At 50.8% G+C, this 17,730-nt stretch carries 18 protein-coding genes; 8 read left to right on the top strand and 10 right to left on the bottom strand.

Annotated features, from left to right (window positions below; all coding sequences use genetic code 11):
* Positions 1-2: 2 nt before the first annotated feature.
* On the bottom strand, positions 3-2,564 hold the full coding sequence (locus AC07OI_RS11820; protein ID WP_495257358.1) for a glycosyl hydrolase 115 family protein: 2,562 nt from the start codon (positions 2,562-2,564) through the stop codon (positions 3-5).
* Positions 2,565-2,777: 213 nt separating this feature from the next.
* Between AC07OI_RS11820 and AC07OI_RS11815 the strand changes: the two genes are divergently transcribed.
* On the top strand, positions 2,778-3,569 hold the full coding sequence (locus AC07OI_RS11815; protein WP_495257357.1) for a DUF4019 domain-containing protein: 792 nt from the start codon (positions 2,778-2,780) through the stop codon (positions 3,567-3,569).
* A gap of 213 nt (positions 3,570-3,782) precedes the next feature.
* A complete protein-coding gene (locus tag AC07OI_RS11810) occupies positions 3,783-4,577 on the top strand; it encodes an ion transporter (RefSeq protein ID WP_495257356.1) in 795 nt (264 codons plus the stop codon).
* 20 nt (positions 4,578-4,597) lie between these two features.
* Here AC07OI_RS11810 and AC07OI_RS11805 read toward each other — a convergent pair whose 3' ends face one another.
* Positions 4,598-5,746: an ATP-binding protein gene (locus tag AC07OI_RS11805; RefSeq protein ID WP_495257355.1), complete on the bottom strand. Its 1,149-nt coding sequence runs from the start codon at positions 5,744-5,746 to the stop codon at positions 4,598-4,600.
* Positions 5,747-5,949: 203 nt separating this feature from the next.
* Entirely contained in the window at positions 5,950-6,975 is a 1,026-nt protein-coding gene (locus AC07OI_RS11800; RefSeq protein ID WP_495257354.1) for a saccharopine dehydrogenase NADP-binding domain-containing protein, read from the bottom strand.
* Positions 6,976-7,106: 131 nt separating this feature from the next.
* Between AC07OI_RS11800 and AC07OI_RS11795 the strand changes: the two genes are divergently transcribed.
* Both AC07OI_RS11795 and AC07OI_RS11790 read left to right on the top strand, forming a co-directional pair.
* Complete coding sequence (locus tag AC07OI_RS11795; RefSeq protein WP_495257353.1) at positions 7,107-7,700, top strand: TetR/AcrR family transcriptional regulator; 594 nt, start codon at positions 7,107-7,109, stop codon at positions 7,698-7,700.
* A gap of 39 nt (positions 7,701-7,739) precedes the next feature.
* Positions 7,740-8,198, top strand: a complete 459-nt coding sequence (locus tag AC07OI_RS11790; RefSeq protein WP_495257352.1) for a hypothetical protein — start codon at positions 7,740-7,742, stop codon at positions 8,196-8,198.
* Between the two features lie 203 nt (positions 8,199-8,401).
* On the opposite strand, the gene AC07OI_RS11785 is transcribed toward AC07OI_RS11790, so the two are convergent.
* A complete protein-coding gene (locus AC07OI_RS11785; RefSeq protein WP_495257351.1) occupies positions 8,402-9,019 on the bottom strand; it encodes an FMN-binding negative transcriptional regulator in 618 nt (205 codons plus the stop codon).
* 70 nt (positions 9,020-9,089) lie between these two features.
* Between AC07OI_RS11785 and AC07OI_RS11780 the strand changes: the two genes are divergently transcribed.
* Entirely contained in the window at positions 9,090-10,016 is a 927-nt protein-coding gene (locus AC07OI_RS11780) for a LysR family transcriptional regulator (protein WP_495257350.1), read from the top strand.
* A 46-nt stretch (positions 10,017-10,062) separates the two neighbouring features.
* Here AC07OI_RS11780 and AC07OI_RS11775 read toward each other — a convergent pair whose 3' ends face one another.
* Complete coding sequence (locus tag AC07OI_RS11775) at positions 10,063-11,217, bottom strand: outer membrane protein assembly factor BamB family protein (protein WP_495257349.1); 1,155 nt, start codon at positions 11,215-11,217, stop codon at positions 10,063-10,065.
* A gap of 140 nt (positions 11,218-11,357) precedes the next feature.
* Between AC07OI_RS11775 and AC07OI_RS11770 the strand changes: the two genes are divergently transcribed.
* On the top strand, positions 11,358-11,804 hold the full coding sequence (locus tag AC07OI_RS11770; protein ID WP_495257348.1) for an NIF family HAD-type phosphatase: 447 nt from the start codon (positions 11,358-11,360) through the stop codon (positions 11,802-11,804).
* Between the two features lie 2 nt (positions 11,805-11,806).
* Positions 11,807-12,340 carry a hypothetical protein gene (locus tag AC07OI_RS11765; protein ID WP_495257347.1) on the top strand — a complete coding sequence of 178 codons (534 nt, stop codon included), beginning with the start codon at positions 11,807-11,809 and terminating at the stop codon, positions 12,338-12,340.
* Between the two features lie 35 nt (positions 12,341-12,375).
* On the opposite strand, the gene AC07OI_RS11760 is transcribed toward AC07OI_RS11765, so the two are convergent.
* The 5 genes from AC07OI_RS11760 to AC07OI_RS11740 form a co-directional block, all read right to left on the bottom strand.
* Entirely contained in the window at positions 12,376-12,633 is a 258-nt protein-coding gene (locus tag AC07OI_RS11760; protein WP_492702027.1) for a hypothetical protein, read from the bottom strand.
* A gap of 25 nt (positions 12,634-12,658) precedes the next feature.
* The gene (locus tag AC07OI_RS11755) at positions 12,659-13,312 is read right to left on the bottom strand and encodes a YdcF family protein (protein ID WP_492702029.1); all 654 of its coding nucleotides are present in this window, start codon (positions 13,310-13,312) and stop codon (positions 12,659-12,661) included.
* Positions 13,313-13,318: 6 nt separating this feature from the next.
* Positions 13,319-14,014 (bottom strand): hypothetical protein, encoded by a 696-nt coding sequence (locus tag AC07OI_RS11750; protein ID WP_492702031.1) that lies wholly within the window; start codon positions 14,012-14,014, stop codon positions 13,319-13,321.
* A gap of 92 nt (positions 14,015-14,106) precedes the next feature.
* Positions 14,107-15,372: a M56 family metallopeptidase gene (locus tag AC07OI_RS11745; protein ID WP_495257346.1), complete on the bottom strand. Its 1,266-nt coding sequence runs from the start codon at positions 15,370-15,372 to the stop codon at positions 14,107-14,109.
* Positions 15,365-15,739 carry a BlaI/MecI/CopY family transcriptional regulator gene (locus tag AC07OI_RS11740; RefSeq protein ID WP_492702035.1) on the bottom strand — a complete coding sequence of 125 codons (375 nt, stop codon included), beginning with the start codon at positions 15,737-15,739 and terminating at the stop codon, positions 15,365-15,367. The genes AC07OI_RS11745 and AC07OI_RS11740 overlap by 8 nt, the downstream gene beginning before the upstream one ends.
* 241 nt (positions 15,740-15,980) lie before the next feature.
* Between AC07OI_RS11740 and AC07OI_RS11735 the strand changes: the two genes are divergently transcribed.
* A complete protein-coding gene (locus AC07OI_RS11735) occupies positions 15,981-17,627 on the top strand; it encodes a glycoside hydrolase family 43 protein (protein WP_495257345.1) in 1,647 nt (548 codons plus the stop codon).
* Positions 17,628-17,730 lie beyond the last annotated feature (103 nt).

The raw sequence follows: 17,730 nt of genomic DNA, 5'->3' as shown, positions 1-17,730 counted from the left end.
TATCAGTCGCTCTTGTCCTGGTTATTACTGACGATAGCAGGCCCCAGATAACTGGGCGGCAGCTTGCCATTGTCCAGCACTATCTTGTCGATCACAATGCCTGGGCGTATGCCATATACATGCAGGCGGTGCTTGCCCGCAGCCAGCTTGCCCAGGTTGGCGCGGATCATGCGTGTGGCATTCAAGACACCCTGCGCCCAGTCGGCACTGCCATCTTTGACATCCAGTTGCACCAATTGTGGCGCGCTATCATCAATGGCGATTGCCATTTCCAGCAAACTGCCACTTAGAGCATGCGTGGGGATCAGGTAAGCAACAAAGTCGTAATTATCTGGCTGCACCAATGTGAAATCATAATCAAGCCGAGGTGCCGTCGTCACTGCCTGTGCCAATGGTATGGCTGAAGCAGTTGTCGGGAACAGCGCCATTGACCCAGTGCCTGTGCGACCCAGACCAGGTATCAGTTCCCAGCGCATGCTGCCGTGGGTACGTTGCTGATACTGCTCGGCTTCCATCGCCGTGACAGCTAATAAATTGGTTGATGATGCAGGAGGAATTTCAACAGCTTTCATCGGTCCTGCAGGCGACTGCCATTTGGCAATGCGCATGGATTTCCATTGTTCATCCGCCGGTTCTGCTGCCATGATGCCACGCCATTTGCCGCCTGCCAGTTGGCTATCCCAGTATGCATTGATTGCGCCCAGTCGCTGGTCAGCGGCGATAGCGGCTGCGCTATTGCCACGTTCGGTTTCAAAATAGCGGATATTCGCCAGCGCCGCTGCATGCACGGGATAGGCCAGCAGCTCAAAAAAAGCATCTTGTTTGTCTGCGGGTATTTGCGGACGCAGTTTGTCTGCGCGGCTTTGCAATTGCCGGAATGCGGCCAGCCTTTGCGTGATTTCTGCAGCACTCAACTCACTGGGACGCGGGCTTGTTTTTGGCAACCACCATTGCAAATGTTCTGGCTTGCGCTGGTAATTCAACTGGTAATACTCAGCCAGGATGGCGGCAATTTCTGTCGCATGGACATGGCCAAATTCACGCGCTGCCCATTGCGGTAGATAATCCGACAATTGCGCGCGGGGCCAGCGCTGTATATCCCAGGCCATTTGCAAAAAGAATTCTGTGCCAATTTCTGCCGGTTTCAAGTCACCGACATTGGCTATCCATATCGTGCGGGCACCGGCATCATAAGACTTGCTCATTTCTTCCCAGATCTGGGCTGGTGGTGTCGTGCCCAGCCACAGATAAGACAGCGGTGCACCAAGATAAGACAAGTGGTAATACACGCCGAAACCACCGGCACGCTGGTGTTCATCGCTGTTGGCAAAACTGCGCACATAGCCAAAATTATCATCCGGCCAGATGATGGTGACATCATCCGGCACCTGCAAGCCCTGGCGATACAGTGACAGTACTTCCTTATAGGCGCAAAACATTTGCGGCACTTGCTGTATGTCGGGATTCACATATTTGTTCAGCAAGCGGCGCTGGTCGCTAAAGATGGTTTCTAATACCTGCTTGCGTTCTGTATCGGTCTTTGGGCCCTGCATTTTGGAATCATGTATGCCGCGCATGCCCAGGGTATAAATATTTTCGTAACGGCCATTACTGCGCAGGCGCTCTTCCCAATAAGCACGCACACCTTCTGCATTGCTGACGTAGTTATAGCTTTCTGGCGCGGCCTTCCACTCGCCAACATTATTGCGCAGCATGGGCTCAGCATGCGATGAACCCATGACGATGCCATAGTCATGTGCCAGTGCAGCATTTACAGCCAACTGGTTAAAGGGCGGGCTGACGGCATGCATGGCTGGCCAAAGGGTATTGGCTTTCAGGCGCAGCAACAGCTCAAATACCTTGGCATATGTTTTAGGGCCTATGCCTTTATGTTCAGGTTCAAAGTTTTTTGCTGCCCATACATGCAAGCCCCAGTCTTCATCATTGATGAAGATGCCACGATACTTGACCGAAGGCGGTCCAAAACGCCGCGTACCTGCCGCCATGTACAGCACATTTTTTTTCTCCGGCACCACATCAGCCCACCAGTGCCAGGGCGACACCCCTATGGCTTGCGACAATTCATAGATGCCAAAAGCGGTACCGCGCGGGTCACTACCGATAATGGCTACCGCATGATCAACACCGGGCATGGGTGCGGCGTCAGTGGCAATGATGAAGCTTTCCCAGGCACCGCGCAGCTTGCCAATATCCAGCTTGCCTGCTGCCACCAGACCATCCAGCAATGGGGACTTGCCCAGCGTGCCAACCAGTATCAGGTTAGCGGGTGCAGCAGTCATAGCTGAGCCGATTACGGGCTTGCGTCCTGTGACGCGCCCAAAATCGCGCGCCAGATCCGCCGCCGCCAGATGCACCGCCCTGGCATCACCATCAGCAACCAGAATATTGCTGCGCTTGCTGGTATCAGACAAAGCCACATGACCGGGCCGGGCCACACTGCTGATCCAGTAGTCATCGACCTGCGCCTGTGCCAGATTGCAAGCCAGCAAAGGCAAGACCAGCAATCGTACAATGAACTGGCGCAGTCTGGCTGGTGCAAGCATGGTGTAGCCCTGTAGAAGAGATCGGTATGCTGCATTGTAGAAGATCATGAATTAACACTAACACGCACATAGCGGCAGAGCGCAAAAAATCGGCAAGATGATTGCAGGCAGGATGCAGCAAGCACTTCAGGTAATTTTTTGAAACAGTTTCCTGGTTGTTAAATACCCCTGCATCCCGTATCTTTGCTGCATCTTCGCCTACCACTGATTGCCATGACACCATCCCGCCTTGCCACAGCAATGACTGCCTGCCTGATCATTAGTCCGGTCTGGGCTGCCGATCTCGCCTATAAAAAACTCTCAGGTAATACCTTTGAATTGGTACTCAGCAGTGACACCAGCCTGACCGTAGACGAGGCACAAGTCATGATGTCGGAGCCTGCGACAAAATTGTGTAATGGCAAAATACCGGAATTTGGCAAATACAAATTTAGCCGTAATGAGCCTCTGGCAGGGCAAGCCGCAGATGGCAAAACCACGTTCAACATGGTGCAAATGCTGAGCTGCGTAGCAGACATACCAGAACGCCCCAAGGTAGTGAGTAGCAAACTCAGTGAAGATGACATCATCAAATTCAAGATAGAAGGCAAGAAACTCACCAATGCCTATATGTCAGCCATAGACAATGGCTACTATGAAACTGCCTACAACATGCTGGGCAGGCGTTTGAAAAATACTAACACCCTGGAAGAATGGCAAACCCGGGTTGCTGCCTATCAGGCGCAAATTGGCAAGCAAACCAACCGTGACCTGTGGCGCGTCACCGTCTACGAAAACCCCGCCAACTCACCGGAACCCGGTACCTATATCGCAGTTGACTATGAAACCAGGCAAAGCATCGCTCCTGTCACCTGCGGCTATCTGGTCTGGTTTTTGCCAGCAGGCAGCAAGAACAACTTCAGCCTGATGCGCGAAGAATATGGGCATATCTCTGAAGACATCCAAAAATCTACTGCGGCCAGTGATATGGGTAAGTTGCGTAAGCAGATGGGGTGCAAGGTATAATTATCTGGATTGATCCATGGCTTGGCATTACAGATAATGGTCTAGAAAAAAATGAAAATCAAAATCCGGCAACGTGATTTGTATGCCATCAGCATAGTCTCACTTGTGGACGTGTTGATCTTCGCGTCCTTTGGTAAATTTTTTCACGCAATTGCTTTTTCAGTCAGTGCGCTGGTATTCTTTTTATTAGCGAGAAAATCCTGACTGATAAAAATGACTACCTACCATGCTTTCCGTGCGCGCCTGTTTCACATACTGCATAAACCTTCGCGCTCGAATGCGCTGACCCGTTACATCAACTACTTCCTGGCTACCGTCATCCTCATCAATTGTATTGCTGTTGCACTTGAAACCGTGCCCTCAATTGCTGGCCCAAACAAAGTCTTGTTTCATATCATCGAAATTTTTTCGACCAGCCTTTTCGTGGTTGAATACCTGCTGCGTTTGTGGGTATGTGTAGAGCAAGGCCGGTTTGCTTCGCCCATCAGCGGTAGGATCAAATATGCTCTACAGCCCCTGTCTTTGCTCGACTTACTGGTGATTCTGACCTTCTGGGCACCGTGGGATTTGCGTTTCTTAAGAATATTCCGCCTGACCAGACTGTTACGGGTACTTAATCTCGAAGGGCTGGATCATTCGTTTAAATCCGTCAGTAGTGCTTTGGCAAAAAGAAAGCATCTGCTCATCGTTGCCATCCTGATGATGGTGATTACCGCGTACTGCTTTGCCGCCTTACTGTATCTAATTGAGCACAGTGTACAGCCAGATAAATTCAGCAGTATTCCTGAGACGCTATGGTGGGCCATCGTGACATTGACCACCATAGGCTATGGCGATATCACGCCCATCACGCCTGTGGGCAAGTTGCTCTCTGGTGCGATTGTTTTAATCGGCATAGGAATTTTTGCACTGCCAACCGCCATCATGACGGCCGCAATACTGGATGCAGGGACTGACCATCATAAAAAGAATTGTCCCCATTGTGGGGGCGATGTCACTCAAGGCTGATACGGATTAATTCATGAGCCTTATTCGTCTGCTACAGCCAGCCTGTTATGTCTGAACCACTCAGCAAAACCCTGATCCTCCAGCGCATAAATGCCTCTGGATTCTTTCCAGACCAGATTCTTTTCACGCAAGCCATCGATAGCGGTTTGCACTGTCGCTTTCGATAACTTCTTGGTTTCTGTGATGTCCATGTAAGCTGCCATGGATTCGTCGGAAAACGGTATCCAGTGTTCACCCTTGCTGATGAGCACACTTAGCACGGCTTTCTGTATCGCTGTCAGGGCATCAAACTCGCTGGCGAATTCCTCCCACAGGCGGTTATTGATTTTTCGGGCACCGTCTTCCAATATTTCTGACAGACTTTGCGCCTGGCCGTCGAGGGCGATGTGGGCGATCAGGTCGCGCAGCATCTCTGGTCTGTGTCCCAGTAACTGGAATGCTGCCCAGACACTTTCTGCACGCAGCTTATTACCCCTGGCCAGGTTGCCATTCGCCCATTTGGTGAAGGCATCCGTGTACGACTTGTTGAGCAATGGGAAAGGCGTAATGCTGGAACCAAAGAAAGGCTGAGTGCGGTTCAGCACCAGGTGGGCAAGTTTGTCGCGGTTGGAACCGGTGAATACCAGCATCAGGGCAGGCAGCTCGGCACTCAGGTTGAGAGTGTCGCGGGCGGATTTGAGTGCGAACATGGCATTCAAGCCTGCCGGGGTACTCAGGGCATGCTGGGCCTCATCGACGATCAGCACGACAGGTTTTTTGACCTGATGACTGAGTTCTGCAATCACATCTGAGAGCGTGACATTGTCTGGTAAACCCGGCTGGTTGATATCAATGGTCAATGTCCCCAGCACATTGACCCTGGAGAGACCCACAGCTTTAGCGGCCTTGCTGATGATGCCTATGGTGTCCGCCAGATGTTTTTTGATGGCCTCGGTAATAATCAGTGCCGGGTCGCGCTCTTTGTTAGCCCACAAGTCCACATACACTGGCTGCCAGCCACGCTGACTGATCTCTGGCACCAGGTCTTCCCGCAAGAAGGTACTCTTGCCGACACGCCTTGGCGCAGCCAGGAACAAGCCTGATCGAGCATCACTCAAACCCTTGCCTTGCAGCCTGTTGCAAAGTTCCTGAGCCAACTCAGGGCGGCGAAAAGTAAAGGAAGTACTCATGGGCTGATGACCTTATTTTCTCTATTATGCTTTATTATGTCTGGAAACATAAATTATGTATTCGAGCATAATAAAGCATAAATTGTTCTAAGTTCAAGATATTTTCACAGTCTGAGTACCGTCAGAAACAGTCGCCCCATGTCATATCCGGTTTGACGGATGCGCTATGCAGGCGGTGTACTTGTTACAGCTTCAAGCATGAATCATGAGGCAAAGGAACAAACAAGTTCCGGCGCAAGAGCATGCAGGTAACTGCGGGCATCAAAGACCGCACCTGGCGCGTGCGCCCCGCTACGCTCTTTCACTTCACCCTGCAAAATCCGCTGCACTGCCTCGCATATCAGCGGTGCAGTAAAACCATAGATATCACGCCCCTGCGCTACCAGATTGCGTGTCACCCCATCCTTGCTTGCAATCACCTCAACCAGGAAAAGCTGGGCGGACTTGCCGCTTTCGTCAGCCGCTGCGGGTGGCGGCGTCAATGGGTCTCGTATATCTTGGAGAGCAGACAGATTCAGATAAGTATGCAATTGCCCTATCCTGAGATGCTGCTTCATCAAAATGACTTCAGAAAACGGCACTTCAATGGCATCCAGACGCCCGAAGGGTTCTGCATAATCCCAGGCAATTTCAGCCGCAGGCAGGGCCATCGGCAGCAACTCGCCGTCACTGACCACCAGGCGATGCGCAGTATTACGGGCACCCGTGATGCGTGTCCCTTCGGTCGGATGCCAGCTATCCAGTGCGATGCCTATGCGGATGTCGTCTACAGCATCCCAGTCGCCGATGACTGCAGTAGCCAGCAAGTCGGCAAGACCGCCGTAAAACCCCATGGCGGGGAGAACCAGCACGCCTGTTTCCCGTGCCGGGCTATCAAATTTCTTCAAGGTGTCATGTGCACTCATCTGCTCTGCGCTGACATCCAGATAATGCACACCATTGCGCACTGCGGCTGCAGCAAGTTGATCCGCGGTCTCCAGGAAGGGGCCTGCGCAATTGATGAGGGCAGCTACACCATGTAAGGCATCATCAAGTGCTACGTTATCGGCTATGGAGACAGACCTGGTCTGAATGCCGCGCTCTGCATAGCCAGCAGCAGCCAGCTTGATGCTGTCGCGGGCCAGGGCTACCGGCACCATGCCGCGCCGTACAAGTTCATCCACCACAAAGCGCCCCGTATGTCCGGTGGCACCAAAAACAGCAACTTTGTTATTTACTGAGGTTTTCATCGTTTGACTCCATGTTTGTTGTCACATTTACTTCATATTTATGTTTACGTTTAAGCGATACAGACCGGTATGTTTTATAAGATACATACAGGTCTGTAGCATGTCAAGCGATTATGTTATAATTTTTTCCCATGAATACTTCAAAGACCGGCAATGCATCTGCTACCTCAGAGGTAAAAGAGCGCATTCTTGAAACAGCATCCCGCCTTTTCTATAGCCAGGGCGTAAGAGCCGTGGGCGTGGATTTGGTGGCGGAGCAGGCTGACGTGGCAAAAACCAGTATCTATCGCCATTTCGGCACCAAAGATGATCTCATCGCCGCTTTTCTGCAACGTGAAGATGAAGACTTCTGGCAATGCTGGGGTGATGTTCATGCGCGCCATGCAAATGATGCCGCGGCCGAACTTGATGCGCATTTCCAGTGGATAGGTGAGCGGGTAGCACGCCCCAATTATCGCGGCTGCCCGCAAATCAATGTCGCTGCAGAATTTCCTGACCAGAATCACCCTGCCCGCAAGGTCGCACACACCCATAAGCATGAATTGCGACGCAGGCTTAAAGAAATTGCAGTACGCCTGGATGCAAAACGCCCGGATGAGCTGGCTGGTCAGTTGGCAGTGCTGATCAACGGTGCCTTTGTCAGTTCGCAGATGTTCTTTGAAGGGGAAGCCACGGTATTGTTAATAGCGGCAGCACATGCTCTGGTCGCGGCGGCCAAAGAATAAGGGCAGCCACATCACCTGGATATGCACATCGCTGACAATATGAATCCAGCACAAACCGCCACGACACAAGTTGCGATAAAGACCTACCAGGATTATTACAAACACTGGATGCAAAACGCCGGGCTGGAAATGTTAGCCCTGCCAGATGCTGCCAGCAAATTACAGGCAGCTGCACATCCCCTGCCACTTGCTTTGCTGGCCTACTATCATTGCGCTGGCAATAGCTCTATCAACACCACATATAATGAACTCTTGTTACCCGAAGATTTGTACGTAGAACAAGAACACCTGATCTTCATGCATGAAAACCAGGGTGTCGTCGATTGGGGCATACGTCTGCAAGACCTGTCACAAGATGACCCGCTGGTGTGGCAAAGGAATAATGATGACCAAGCCTGGTATGCAGAAGATCATCAGCTCAGCAGCTTCTTGATGGCTTGCTGGTACTGGACTGAATTTGGGGAAGAAAAGTCAGCCGAGTTTTTTAAACTTTCATAGCATGTAAATTTGCTGGTTTGCAGGGTACGTCATACGCAGCTATCCTGGCGAATACGATTAGCATTCATCAAAAACTGCTGCGCATGGCGTACCTGCAAAATCGCCATACATGCCGGCTCACAAGAATAATGCTTCTGTCCGGCAGAGCAATAAAAACCGGGTTCGCACAGCATGACCAACTGGCAGTTTCCTGCTACTGTAATTCACGCATCCAGCTCGTGCAATTTCGCCATGGCATCAGCCAGGCCATGATTACCGTTTTTTCTGAGAGCAGGCAAACTGTCTTGTATCAGGCTCACAGGATCGCCCTGCCCCAATTTGAATTGCGCCTGGCAAGACAAGACTTTGGCACGAAAAGGCACGATGAATTTTGCCAGTTGTTCTGCCCTCGGGCTTTCTTCTATCTTCCATGGTTGCGGCTCATTGGCATCCATATGGCTGATCAGGGTTTCCAGCGCAGACCAGGCAGCAGCAGGACCTTCTTCCAGACAAATCTCCACTTCAAAATGGGCGACTTGATAATTCCAGGTGGGCGCATAGCGACGGTCGCTGAGCCAGGCGGAGGAAATATAACCCTCGACACCGGTGAAGGCCAGCAAGGCGCGCGGATTCTTGCGTATGATTTCCAACTGCGGATTGTGGATGGAAAAATGTCCTACGAAACTGGCATTGCCTTCAACATCCCTCTGCAATATCAGCGGCAAGGGTGAAGCTTGTATATTCACACCGTCAGCACTGATGACCAGGGCCAGGGGATTGCGGGCGATCATCTGATCTATTTCATCTGTGGTTTTTGGCTGGAAAATTTCGGGGTTGTTCATTTTTGACTCCGTATTGAATTTATAGCTATGGTAATCTTGCCACAGACCTACAACAAGACCTGCTCCTGCAATGCAAGATTTCAAAAATGAACAAGCCAGACTGGACTGGGATGATTTGCGCATCATCCTGGCTGTCGCCAGGACAGGCAGTCTGAATCAGGCCGCACTTGCGCTGGGCAGCAGTCATCCCACGGTTTTTCGCCGCGTGCGGGCGATAGAGAAAAAACTCGCGGTCAATCTATTTGAACGCAAACGCTCCGGGTACACGCCGAGTGCCGCTGCCAGCGAAATCATCGCCGTGGCACAACAAATTGAAGATGACATCCACCGACTGGAACTGGGCATCGCCGGGCTGGATGAAAAACCTGCAGGCAGCGTGCGGCTGACGACGACGGATACGCTGATGTTCCAGCTATTGCCCCCCATATTTGCCAGCGTACAGCAGCAATTGCCAGGAATATGTCTGGAAGTCAGCACTGGCAACAGCATGTTTTCCCTGGAAAAACGCGACGCAGACATTGCCATTCGCGCTGGCGGTGATCCCCCCGGGCATTTGATCGCCCGTCGCGTATGCGATATTGCCTCCTGCATTTACTATCCCGTCGCCTGGCCAGACATTTCTGGCAGCGACATGAATGATATGAGCAAGCACCCCTGGGTCATGGTCGATGCCACACTGGCCCATCTGGATTCAGCCAAGTGGCTGGCCACGCAAGGCTTGGCAGAGCGTGCGGTATTTCGCTCCAACAGTCTGACAGGTGTCGTAAGTGCTGCCAACGCCGGCATGGGCATGGCTATCTTGCCCTGTTATCTTGGTGACCGCGCCCCTGCACTCAAACGCCTGGGTGCGCCTGTGGAAGAATTTCTTTCCACCTTGTGGATACTCAGCCATCCCGACTTGCGCCGTGTCAGGCGCATCAATGCCTGCATAGAAAAACTCCTGCCTGCACTGGCCGCGCATCGGCAATTATTTGAAGGCAATTTGCCAGCAAACTGACGCAAAGGCTTGATGCGTTTCTTTCCTGCACCGGGAAGAAACGCGCTTATCTGGCAAGCGCCCTGAGTGTGCCATCCAGGTCAGCAACCAGCACAGCATCTGCGGTCAATACGGGGCGGGCGAATACACCGCCGGTGATAAAACTGCCGCTCAGGCTGGAAGGGTGATACTGCCAAAGCTGCTTACCGGTAGCGGCATCCACTGCGTAAAAACCGCTACGTAAAGTCACATCCGGGAAATAATAGGGACTGGCCGAAATAGCACCTATGTACAAGACACCATCGGCCAGCAGTGGCGTCATCCAGCTCCAGCCTCCTGTATTGAACTTCCATATTTCTTTGCCGGTAGCGCTCTCAAAAGCAGATAACTTGAGTGAATCTGAACTGCCTACGTAGAGCATGCCTGCATCTGCGACTGCCGTGGATTCTACCCAGGAACCATCGGCATAAGGTGCGATCCATACTTCTTTGCCGCTCTTGGCATCAAGTGCAAACAAAGCAGGCTTGCGGCCACCAAAAACTATCTTGCCATTGGATACGACAGCACTCGACTGTATGACTTTTTTGGTGTCATAGCGCCATTGCTGTTTTCCGCTGTTACGCTCCAGGCAGTAAAAGAAATGATCCCAACTGCCGACGCAAACCTGCCCATCCGCCAGCATGGGTGTGGCCCGGATACGGCCTGCAGTGGCAAATTTCCAGCGTAGACTACCGCTCTTAACATCAATGGCGTACAAATTACCATCGGCGCTGCCAACGAATACCATATCACCATCAACTACGGGGGAAGATGCCAGATAATCGTAGTCAGGCTCCCCGAGATTGGAAGGCAGGTGACGCACAATGTCCGCACTGCCAAGCTTAAATTTCCACAAGAGCTCGCCGTTACCATTATCAAGCGCATACAGGTACCCGTCATCGCTGGAGAACAAGACCATGTTCTGGTAAAACGCTGCGCCGGAACGTATCGCCGCGCCACTACGATAGCGCCAGACCTCTTTTCTTTGACTGGTGTTGAGTGCATGGAAGTAACCATCGTCACTGCCAAAGTAGGCTATATCGCCGCGTGATGCCAGGGGTGACCATACCTGTGCATCGGTCTTGAACTCCCATAGCACATCCCCTTTATTGACAGCGTGTGCAGCATGGGTAGATAGTAGCGTGCAAAGCAAAAGCATGGAAACCACAACATAGTTCAACATCGCTTATCTCCTTTTGAATAGTAGGTATCTGACCTTTATTAATAAAATAAGTTCTTACCCAGAATAAATAATCAAGCCTTGACGTTGCGCCGACAAGGAGCTTGGTGAGACAATCAGTTTCCATCTTAAGATTTCATTAAATGAAAACAAACCCACCCAAGGTATTGGCGTTGGACCTGGAAGGTACGCTGATCTCAAACGCCATGAGCCAGATCCCGCGTCCTGGTCTATTTGAATTTTTGGAGAGTTGCACGTTGCTTTTCCCGCGCCTGGTTATGTTTACAACCGTCAAGGAAGACAAGTTCCGGCACATCGCCCGTTTGCTGGTAGAAGAAGGCAAGGTACCTGCATGGTTTGCCGATATCGAATACGTCAACTGGCAAGGTGAAACCAAGAATCTGGAATTTGTACCTGATGCGGCAGTCGCCGATGTCATCCTGGTTGACGACTTTGAAATCTATGTACACCCTGGGCAGTCTACGCAATGGATGCAGATAGAGTACTTTGATTATCCTTATTCTGAAGACGACAGGGGTTTGTTTACGATGCTGGAGAAGCTGGAGAGACTGGTCGGCAAGAGTACTTGAAAATGGAAAATTTACGCACTATCAGCAAGTATCTGGAAGAAAAGGGTTTACAAATCGAATTGCGCGCACCCGAGCACATGCTTATCAGTAAATCTGAAGACACCATGCTGGATTTACGTATCGTACAAAATCGCTTAAATCTACTGCGTTGGGACTACATACCCGGTCCTGGCGAAAATGATTTTTCGATCTTTATTGATACCCTGGATGAGGCGACGCTAAAAATCTGGAATTACTTCTTCGCTCAAACAGTAAAAATCAAGGACTGGGATATCGCGCTGCACCGCTATCCCTATTGGTCACTGGCGCAAATGCAGTACAGATTAGCGAATCTGGTCCATATAACAGAAGAGCAGCTTGAGGCTATTAAGGAAGAGCGCCAAAATCGGCTCGACCACACATCCTTAGAATCTCTTTCGCGCCTCGATAACGCTGAAAAAACGCAATTCATATGTTGCGGCAGCCACCTGATAAGCTGCGACAAATTAATGATACGGCGTGATATGCAGGAAGCATATGCTGTGCGTATGAAATAGCAATGCCACCTGATCCGATATGGACAAATGAAAACCTAATCGTTGGGACTGCCTTGTTTTTCACTCTCCGATCGTATTCCCTGCCAAATCATGGTCACACCAATTAATATCGTCCCGGCACCCAGTACTACTTTGCCATCGCGATCACCAAACAGCATCAGAATAAGGTGCTCCAATGCACATCCTCTTCTACAGCCAGGAAGGGTGCTGCCATTGGCGAAAATCAAACCTGCACCATACAAAATCGCAAGCAAGCCCAATACACATATTCCAATTCGTAAAAACAAATTCATTTAATCAATACTCCAGCTCTACGCCCTATTTACAATCATGGTGATATTCACCAGTTAATCTATACTTCGCATAAAAGAAACTCTCATACAGCAAAGCCTTGCTCTTTGAGCGCCAACTGACATAAAGACTGGTAGGTGTAGCGGCTGAAACAGCATTGATGTGCAATTCATCGGCCATCGTCATCGCCCGCTTCATGTGCAATGGATCACTGACTATCATTACGTTTTGCAACTGTTGCGCCTGCATGAGCTTGCAAGCCTGCACCAGGTTTTGGTAAGTGTTTGTCGATATCTCTTCTATCAATATCTTTTCTGCGGGAACGCCCTGGACAATCGCATACTGGCGTGCTGCAGCCGATTCTGAGAGCTTGTCACCCTCACTCAAACCACCAGTGAAGATGAGGTAGTGCACCTGGCCGTTTTTGTATAGCTGAATGCCATGCTTGATACGTTCGGCAAACACGGGCGATGGTTTATCTTTCCAGACCGATGCACCCAACACAATTGCGGCATCGGCTTTGATTTTTTCAGGTGCAGCAGAATGCTGAGCCAGTAGTGCAGGATAAAAGGCAATATTCAACATGGCCCATATAAAACCCGCCAGCAGCAAGGCAAATACCAGCAGGATAATGCGCTTGATGCTGAAATAGCGACGCAGGCTATTGAGGTAAGAGCACATTCTGGCTTACTGCTTTCTCAACACGCGCCAAGGCTTGCTGGTCTTTGGATCGATGGGTACACGTTTTTCATTACTCGCATAATCATCTTCAAATACTGCCCAGCTTTCGCCGCGTTTAATCAGGTACCAGAATGGCAGCTTGCGTCCTTCAACACGCAGCGGGGTGCCATACAAATCCAGTTCCGACAAATCGCGTGACAAACTGGCTTGGGCCGGTTTTCCATCTATGCTGAGTTTGCCGTTTTGAAAGCACCACTGCTCTTTTTCTTCACTGACAAAGCAGCCTTGTATGATGCGCGCCAGGTAGAGGTTTGCTTCATTCTGATCCAAAGTGCCCAGACGCTGATACGGGCCTTGCTCTATCCTGCTTTTGCCATCACCCAACAGCCAGATTTTGTCGCCTTGCTGACGCAGGCAATATTCAGTCTCATCCCCTTCATGCCAGGCAAGGTTCTGTTTGATGAGTCCATCTTTTATGGTCAGGGCAACTCGTTGGCTGTCCGTCGCAGTCATGGCAGCAGTCCAGCTGCCATGTTTTTTCAACAGCGCCAGGAAGTGGCTGGTACTCCAATAGCCATCAAGCTTGCGCAAGGCAGCATTGCCGGTACAGACTTTGCCTGGTGCAGCCATGGCATTGGAAACGCATAGCAGCAACAAAGGGGATAACAACAAGGCAGTGAATCTGAAAAATGTGGATTGCATGTTGTGCCTGCTCTTTTACTATCAACAAGAATTGAATGATTTTATCAGAGCAGGCAGGCAAACCTTGACTAAAGCTATCCAGATCACCGAGCCTACCTGACCAGATTGGCCGTCATCGTAATATCAAAATCCTGTTGCTTGTCTGGCGTTTCTTTTTGCAGCCTCGCCTGCTGGTTCAAGCCTGTAATGAGTTTTGGCTTGGCGATCACCTCATCTCCTTTTTTAACTACCATGTCTATGGTCACTGAATTTTTATACTTGTCTGCAGGCGCTGGAATGAGGGTGAAACTGAAGTCCCACTTTGCCTGACCATCTTCAGACTGCATGGCAATGCTGGCTTGCGTACCTTGCTTGACTACTACACGAGGTGAACTTTTTATACCAGCTACCTTGATATCCATCGCCACAGAATAACTATCCACTTCTGATTTTCCCACATCTTGACCAGCCTGGATGGGTGCGGCGACTGTGCTCGCCGGTGTAGCAGCCCAGGCACTATAAGCACTGGCACCGCACAGACAAGTCAATACCATATAGGCACTGATGCGTTTCAATTTTCCAGGACTGTTTTTTTGCAATTGCATGATTCTCTCCTTTAAGGGATGACGGGAAGGCCAATGACAGGCCAGGGCACTGGGGGTAATACTTAACTGGGTTTTCAGCATGGCTTCGGCATAGGTGCGCCTGGCTTGCGGCTCTCGCGCTATCACGCTGGCGTCGCAGGCCAGTTCCTGATCAAGGCGAAAACATCTGGCGGCGACATGCACGAATGGATTAAACCAGAACAGGCATTGCAGCAGCGCGAACAGGGTATTGGCAATGACATCACCCCGGCGTTTATGCACCAGTTCATGACGGATGATGAGTGCCTGTTCTGCCGCGCTGTAACGTTCAAAAAAGTCGGCAGGTACTATAATTTTTGGCTTGAAACAGCCTGCCAGGACAGGGCCAGTATCCACATCACTGGCAAGATATACATCATCAGCCCTGGTGAGTTTGCCCAGCCTGCGCAAGAAATGCAGGTGCTGCATCCCGAACAGTGTCAGCATGACAAAGCTACCGATGAGCCATGCACTGACCAGGATTACTGGCCAGACACTGGCAGACTGAATTTCCAGCAAAGTTGTACCGGGAATGAGTTGATTCACCGGCGCATTCAAATCCACAGCCATGTCCAGATATTGATGATGCGGGAAAAGCATCGCCATCAAGCTTAACGGCAAGATGACCCAAAATTGATAGCTGATACTGGCGCCCACCAGTTTGCGCAAGGGCTGCCTGATCAACAGGATGAGAACAATAAGGCTACTGATGATCAGGCAAGCCAACAAGCCTGTCTGCAAAAAAATATTACTCATCACCCAGCTCCTTGATCAAACGTTTCAGTTCAGCGATGTCCTGTTTGGATAATTTCTTTTGTTCGCTGAAATGCGCCACCAGCGGGGCGATGCGGCCATTGAACATGCGGTCCAGAAAGCCTTTGCTCTCCGACATCAGCCATTGTTCACGCCTGAGTATGGGGGAGTACAAAAAACGCCTGCCATCCTTCTCTGCAGCTATCGCCCCTTTTTTGAGCAGACGGTTCAGCAGCGTTTTGACGGTGGCGTCTTGCCAGTCCTGTTGCTGCGCCAGAGCTGCGCTGACCTCTTCGGCTGACTGGGGGTGCTGCTGCCACAGGGTTTCCATGACAAGCGACTCTGCTTCGCTGATGGCGATGTTTTTCATTACTGGCTCCAGGCTTATTTATAAGCTTCAATCTCGAATTCAAATCATTTACACATGTAATCGATGAGGAATGATTACATGTGTAATCATTGAAGTCAATAAAAAATTCAAGACACTTGCATGAGCACGGGCTTGATTTTTATCATTCGCCTGAAAACTGAGCTTGCATGCTTTTACATTGCCTTGCATAATTGGTCTTACCAATTTTCACACTGGTCGACCAACCATCTGTTAGGAAAGCATGATGAAGCAAATGCCTGGAATGATGGCCCAGCTGGCAGCTGCCTGCCTGTTGTTGTCCAGCCTGAGTGCGCACACCTGTGCGGCTGATGCTGACGCTGGCAAGCCGCGCTACCAGAATCCCATCATTCATGCCGATTATTCTGATCCCGATGTCATACGCGTTGGCAATCGCTACTACATGACTGCATCAAGCTTCAACAGCGCCCCCGGCCTGCCACTGCTGGAATCGGCAGATATGGTGCACTGGCAGTTAACCGGCCATGCCCTGTCCCAGCAATTACCGTTGGCAGATTTTGTCAGGCCGCAGCATGGCAAGGGTGTGTGGGCACCCTGCCTGCGCTATCACGATAATCGCTTCTGGATTTTTTACCCTGACCCCGATAAAGGTATCTACGTGATGACTGCAGAAAAGTTCAGCGGTCACTGGACTACGCCACATTTGCTGCTGGCAGGCAAAGGCATCATCGACCCTGCTCCATTGTGGGATGAGGATGGCAAGGCCTACCTCTTGCATGCCTGGGCCAAGAGCCGTGCCGGTTTCAATAATGTACTGAGCCTGCGCCGCATGAACAACGAAGCGACACAATTGCTGGATACCGAAGGCAAGATCGTCATTGATGGCAACAAGCTGCCTAACTACAAGACGCTGGAAGGACCAAAGCTTTACAAGCATCAGGGCTACTACTATGTATTCGCCCCCGCAGGTGGCGTCGAAGAAGGCTGGCAATCGGTATTCCGTTCGCACAATATCGAAGGCCCGTATGAAGACAGGATCGTCATGGCACAAGGCAAGTCATCCACCAATGGCCCGCATCAAGGTTCCTGGGTACAAACCCCGCAAGGTACAGACTGGTTTTATCACTTCCAGGATAAGCGTGCGTATGGCCGCATCGTGCACCTGCAACCCATGCACTGGAAAGATGGCTGGCCTGTCATCGGTGACGATACCAACTACGCTGGCACAGGCGAACCGGTGCTCAGTCATGCCATGCCACTGCCAAGTAAATTCCCTTCTGTGCAACCGGCCACTACGGATGAATTCAAGAGCAGCAAACTGGGCCTGCAATGGCAGTGGAATGCCAACTGGAAACCTGAATGGTTTTCACTGACAGCCAGGCCACAGCATTTGCGCCTGCTGACACAATCTGACACCAGCTATGCCGGACGCAAAAACCTGTGGGATGTGCCTTCGCTGTTATTGCAAAAACTGCCTGCAGAGCAATTCACGGTAGATACCAAGCTCGACGTCAGTCATCTGAAAGACGGTAGCAGCGCTGGCTTGGTCATGTACGGCTTTAACTATGCCTGGCTGGGTGTACGTCAGCAAGACAAGGAAAAACAATTGCTCTTGTCCACTTGCGACAAGACAGAATCAAAATGCGAAGAAGTCACCCGTGCCAGCCTGCCATTGAGAAGCAACATCGTGTACTTACGCATGGTAGTGCAGGCGGGTGGCAAGACCCGTTTCTATTACAGCACCAATAATCAGCAATTCAATGCAATTGGCGATGTGTTTACCGCCACCATGGGGCGCTGGGTTGGCGCGCAAATGGGGCTGTTCAGCGTGCGTGCTGGTGAGGCAGCATCTGCTGTCGGTGATGATTCTGTGGATGTGGATTATTTCAGGGTGAAGATAAATAATTAATCGCCAGAATCAAAACACCCCCGATTTGGGTTTGGGTTTGGGTTTGGGTTTGGGTTTGGGTTTGGGTTTGGGTTTGGGTTTGGGTTTGGGTTTGGGTTTGGGT

Source organism: Undibacterium sp. GW821-FHT07F11, from assembly GCF_059418665.1.
Note: the sequence above shows the minus strand (reverse complement) of the source record. Positions and strands in the feature narration are given on the sequence as shown.

Coding starts and splice junctions, on each gene's coding strand:
- AC07OI_RS11820 (WP_495257358.1), bottom strand. CDS start 2,564: ATGCTTGCACCAGCCAGACTGCGCCAGTTCATTGTACGATTGCTGGTC.
- AC07OI_RS11815 (WP_495257357.1), top strand. CDS start 2,778: ATGACACCATCCCGCCTTGCCACAGCAATGACTGCCTGCCTGATCATT.
- AC07OI_RS11810 (WP_495257356.1), top strand. CDS start 3,783: ATGACTACCTACCATGCTTTCCGTGCGCGCCTGTTTCACATACTGCAT.
- AC07OI_RS11805 (WP_495257355.1), bottom strand. CDS start 5,746: ATGAGTACTTCCTTTACTTTTCGCCGCCCTGAGTTGGCTCAGGAACTT.
- AC07OI_RS11800 (WP_495257354.1), bottom strand. CDS start 6,975: ATGAAAACCTCAGTAAATAACAAAGTTGCTGTTTTTGGTGCCACCGGA.
- AC07OI_RS11795 (WP_495257353.1), top strand. CDS start 7,107: ATGAATACTTCAAAGACCGGCAATGCATCTGCTACCTCAGAGGTAAAA.
- AC07OI_RS11790 (WP_495257352.1), top strand. CDS start 7,740: ATGAATCCAGCACAAACCGCCACGACACAAGTTGCGATAAAGACCTAC.
- AC07OI_RS11785 (WP_495257351.1), bottom strand. CDS start 9,019: ATGAACAACCCCGAAATTTTCCAGCCAAAAACCACAGATGAAATAGAT.
- AC07OI_RS11780 (WP_495257350.1), top strand. CDS start 9,090: ATGCAAGATTTCAAAAATGAACAAGCCAGACTGGACTGGGATGATTTG.
- AC07OI_RS11775 (WP_495257349.1), bottom strand. CDS start 11,217: ATGTTGAACTATGTTGTGGTTTCCATGCTTTTGCTTTGCACGCTACTA.
- AC07OI_RS11770 (WP_495257348.1), top strand. CDS start 11,358: ATGAAAACAAACCCACCCAAGGTATTGGCGTTGGACCTGGAAGGTACG.
- AC07OI_RS11765 (WP_495257347.1), top strand. CDS start 11,807: ATGGAAAATTTACGCACTATCAGCAAGTATCTGGAAGAAAAGGGTTTA.
- AC07OI_RS11760 (WP_492702027.1), bottom strand. CDS start 12,633: ATGAATTTGTTTTTACGAATTGGAATATGTGTATTGGGCTTGCTTGCG.
- AC07OI_RS11755 (WP_492702029.1), bottom strand. CDS start 13,312: ATGTGCTCTTACCTCAATAGCCTGCGTCGCTATTTCAGCATCAAGCGC.
- AC07OI_RS11750 (WP_492702031.1), bottom strand. CDS start 14,014: ATGCAATCCACATTTTTCAGATTCACTGCCTTGTTGTTATCCCCTTTG.
- AC07OI_RS11745 (WP_495257346.1), bottom strand. CDS start 15,372: ATGAGTAATATTTTTTTGCAGACAGGCTTGTTGGCTTGCCTGATCATC.
- AC07OI_RS11740 (WP_492702035.1), bottom strand. CDS start 15,739: ATGAAAAACATCGCCATCAGCGAAGCAGAGTCGCTTGTCATGGAAACC.
- AC07OI_RS11735 (WP_495257345.1), top strand. CDS start 15,981: ATGATGAAGCAAATGCCTGGAATGATGGCCCAGCTGGCAGCTGCCTGC.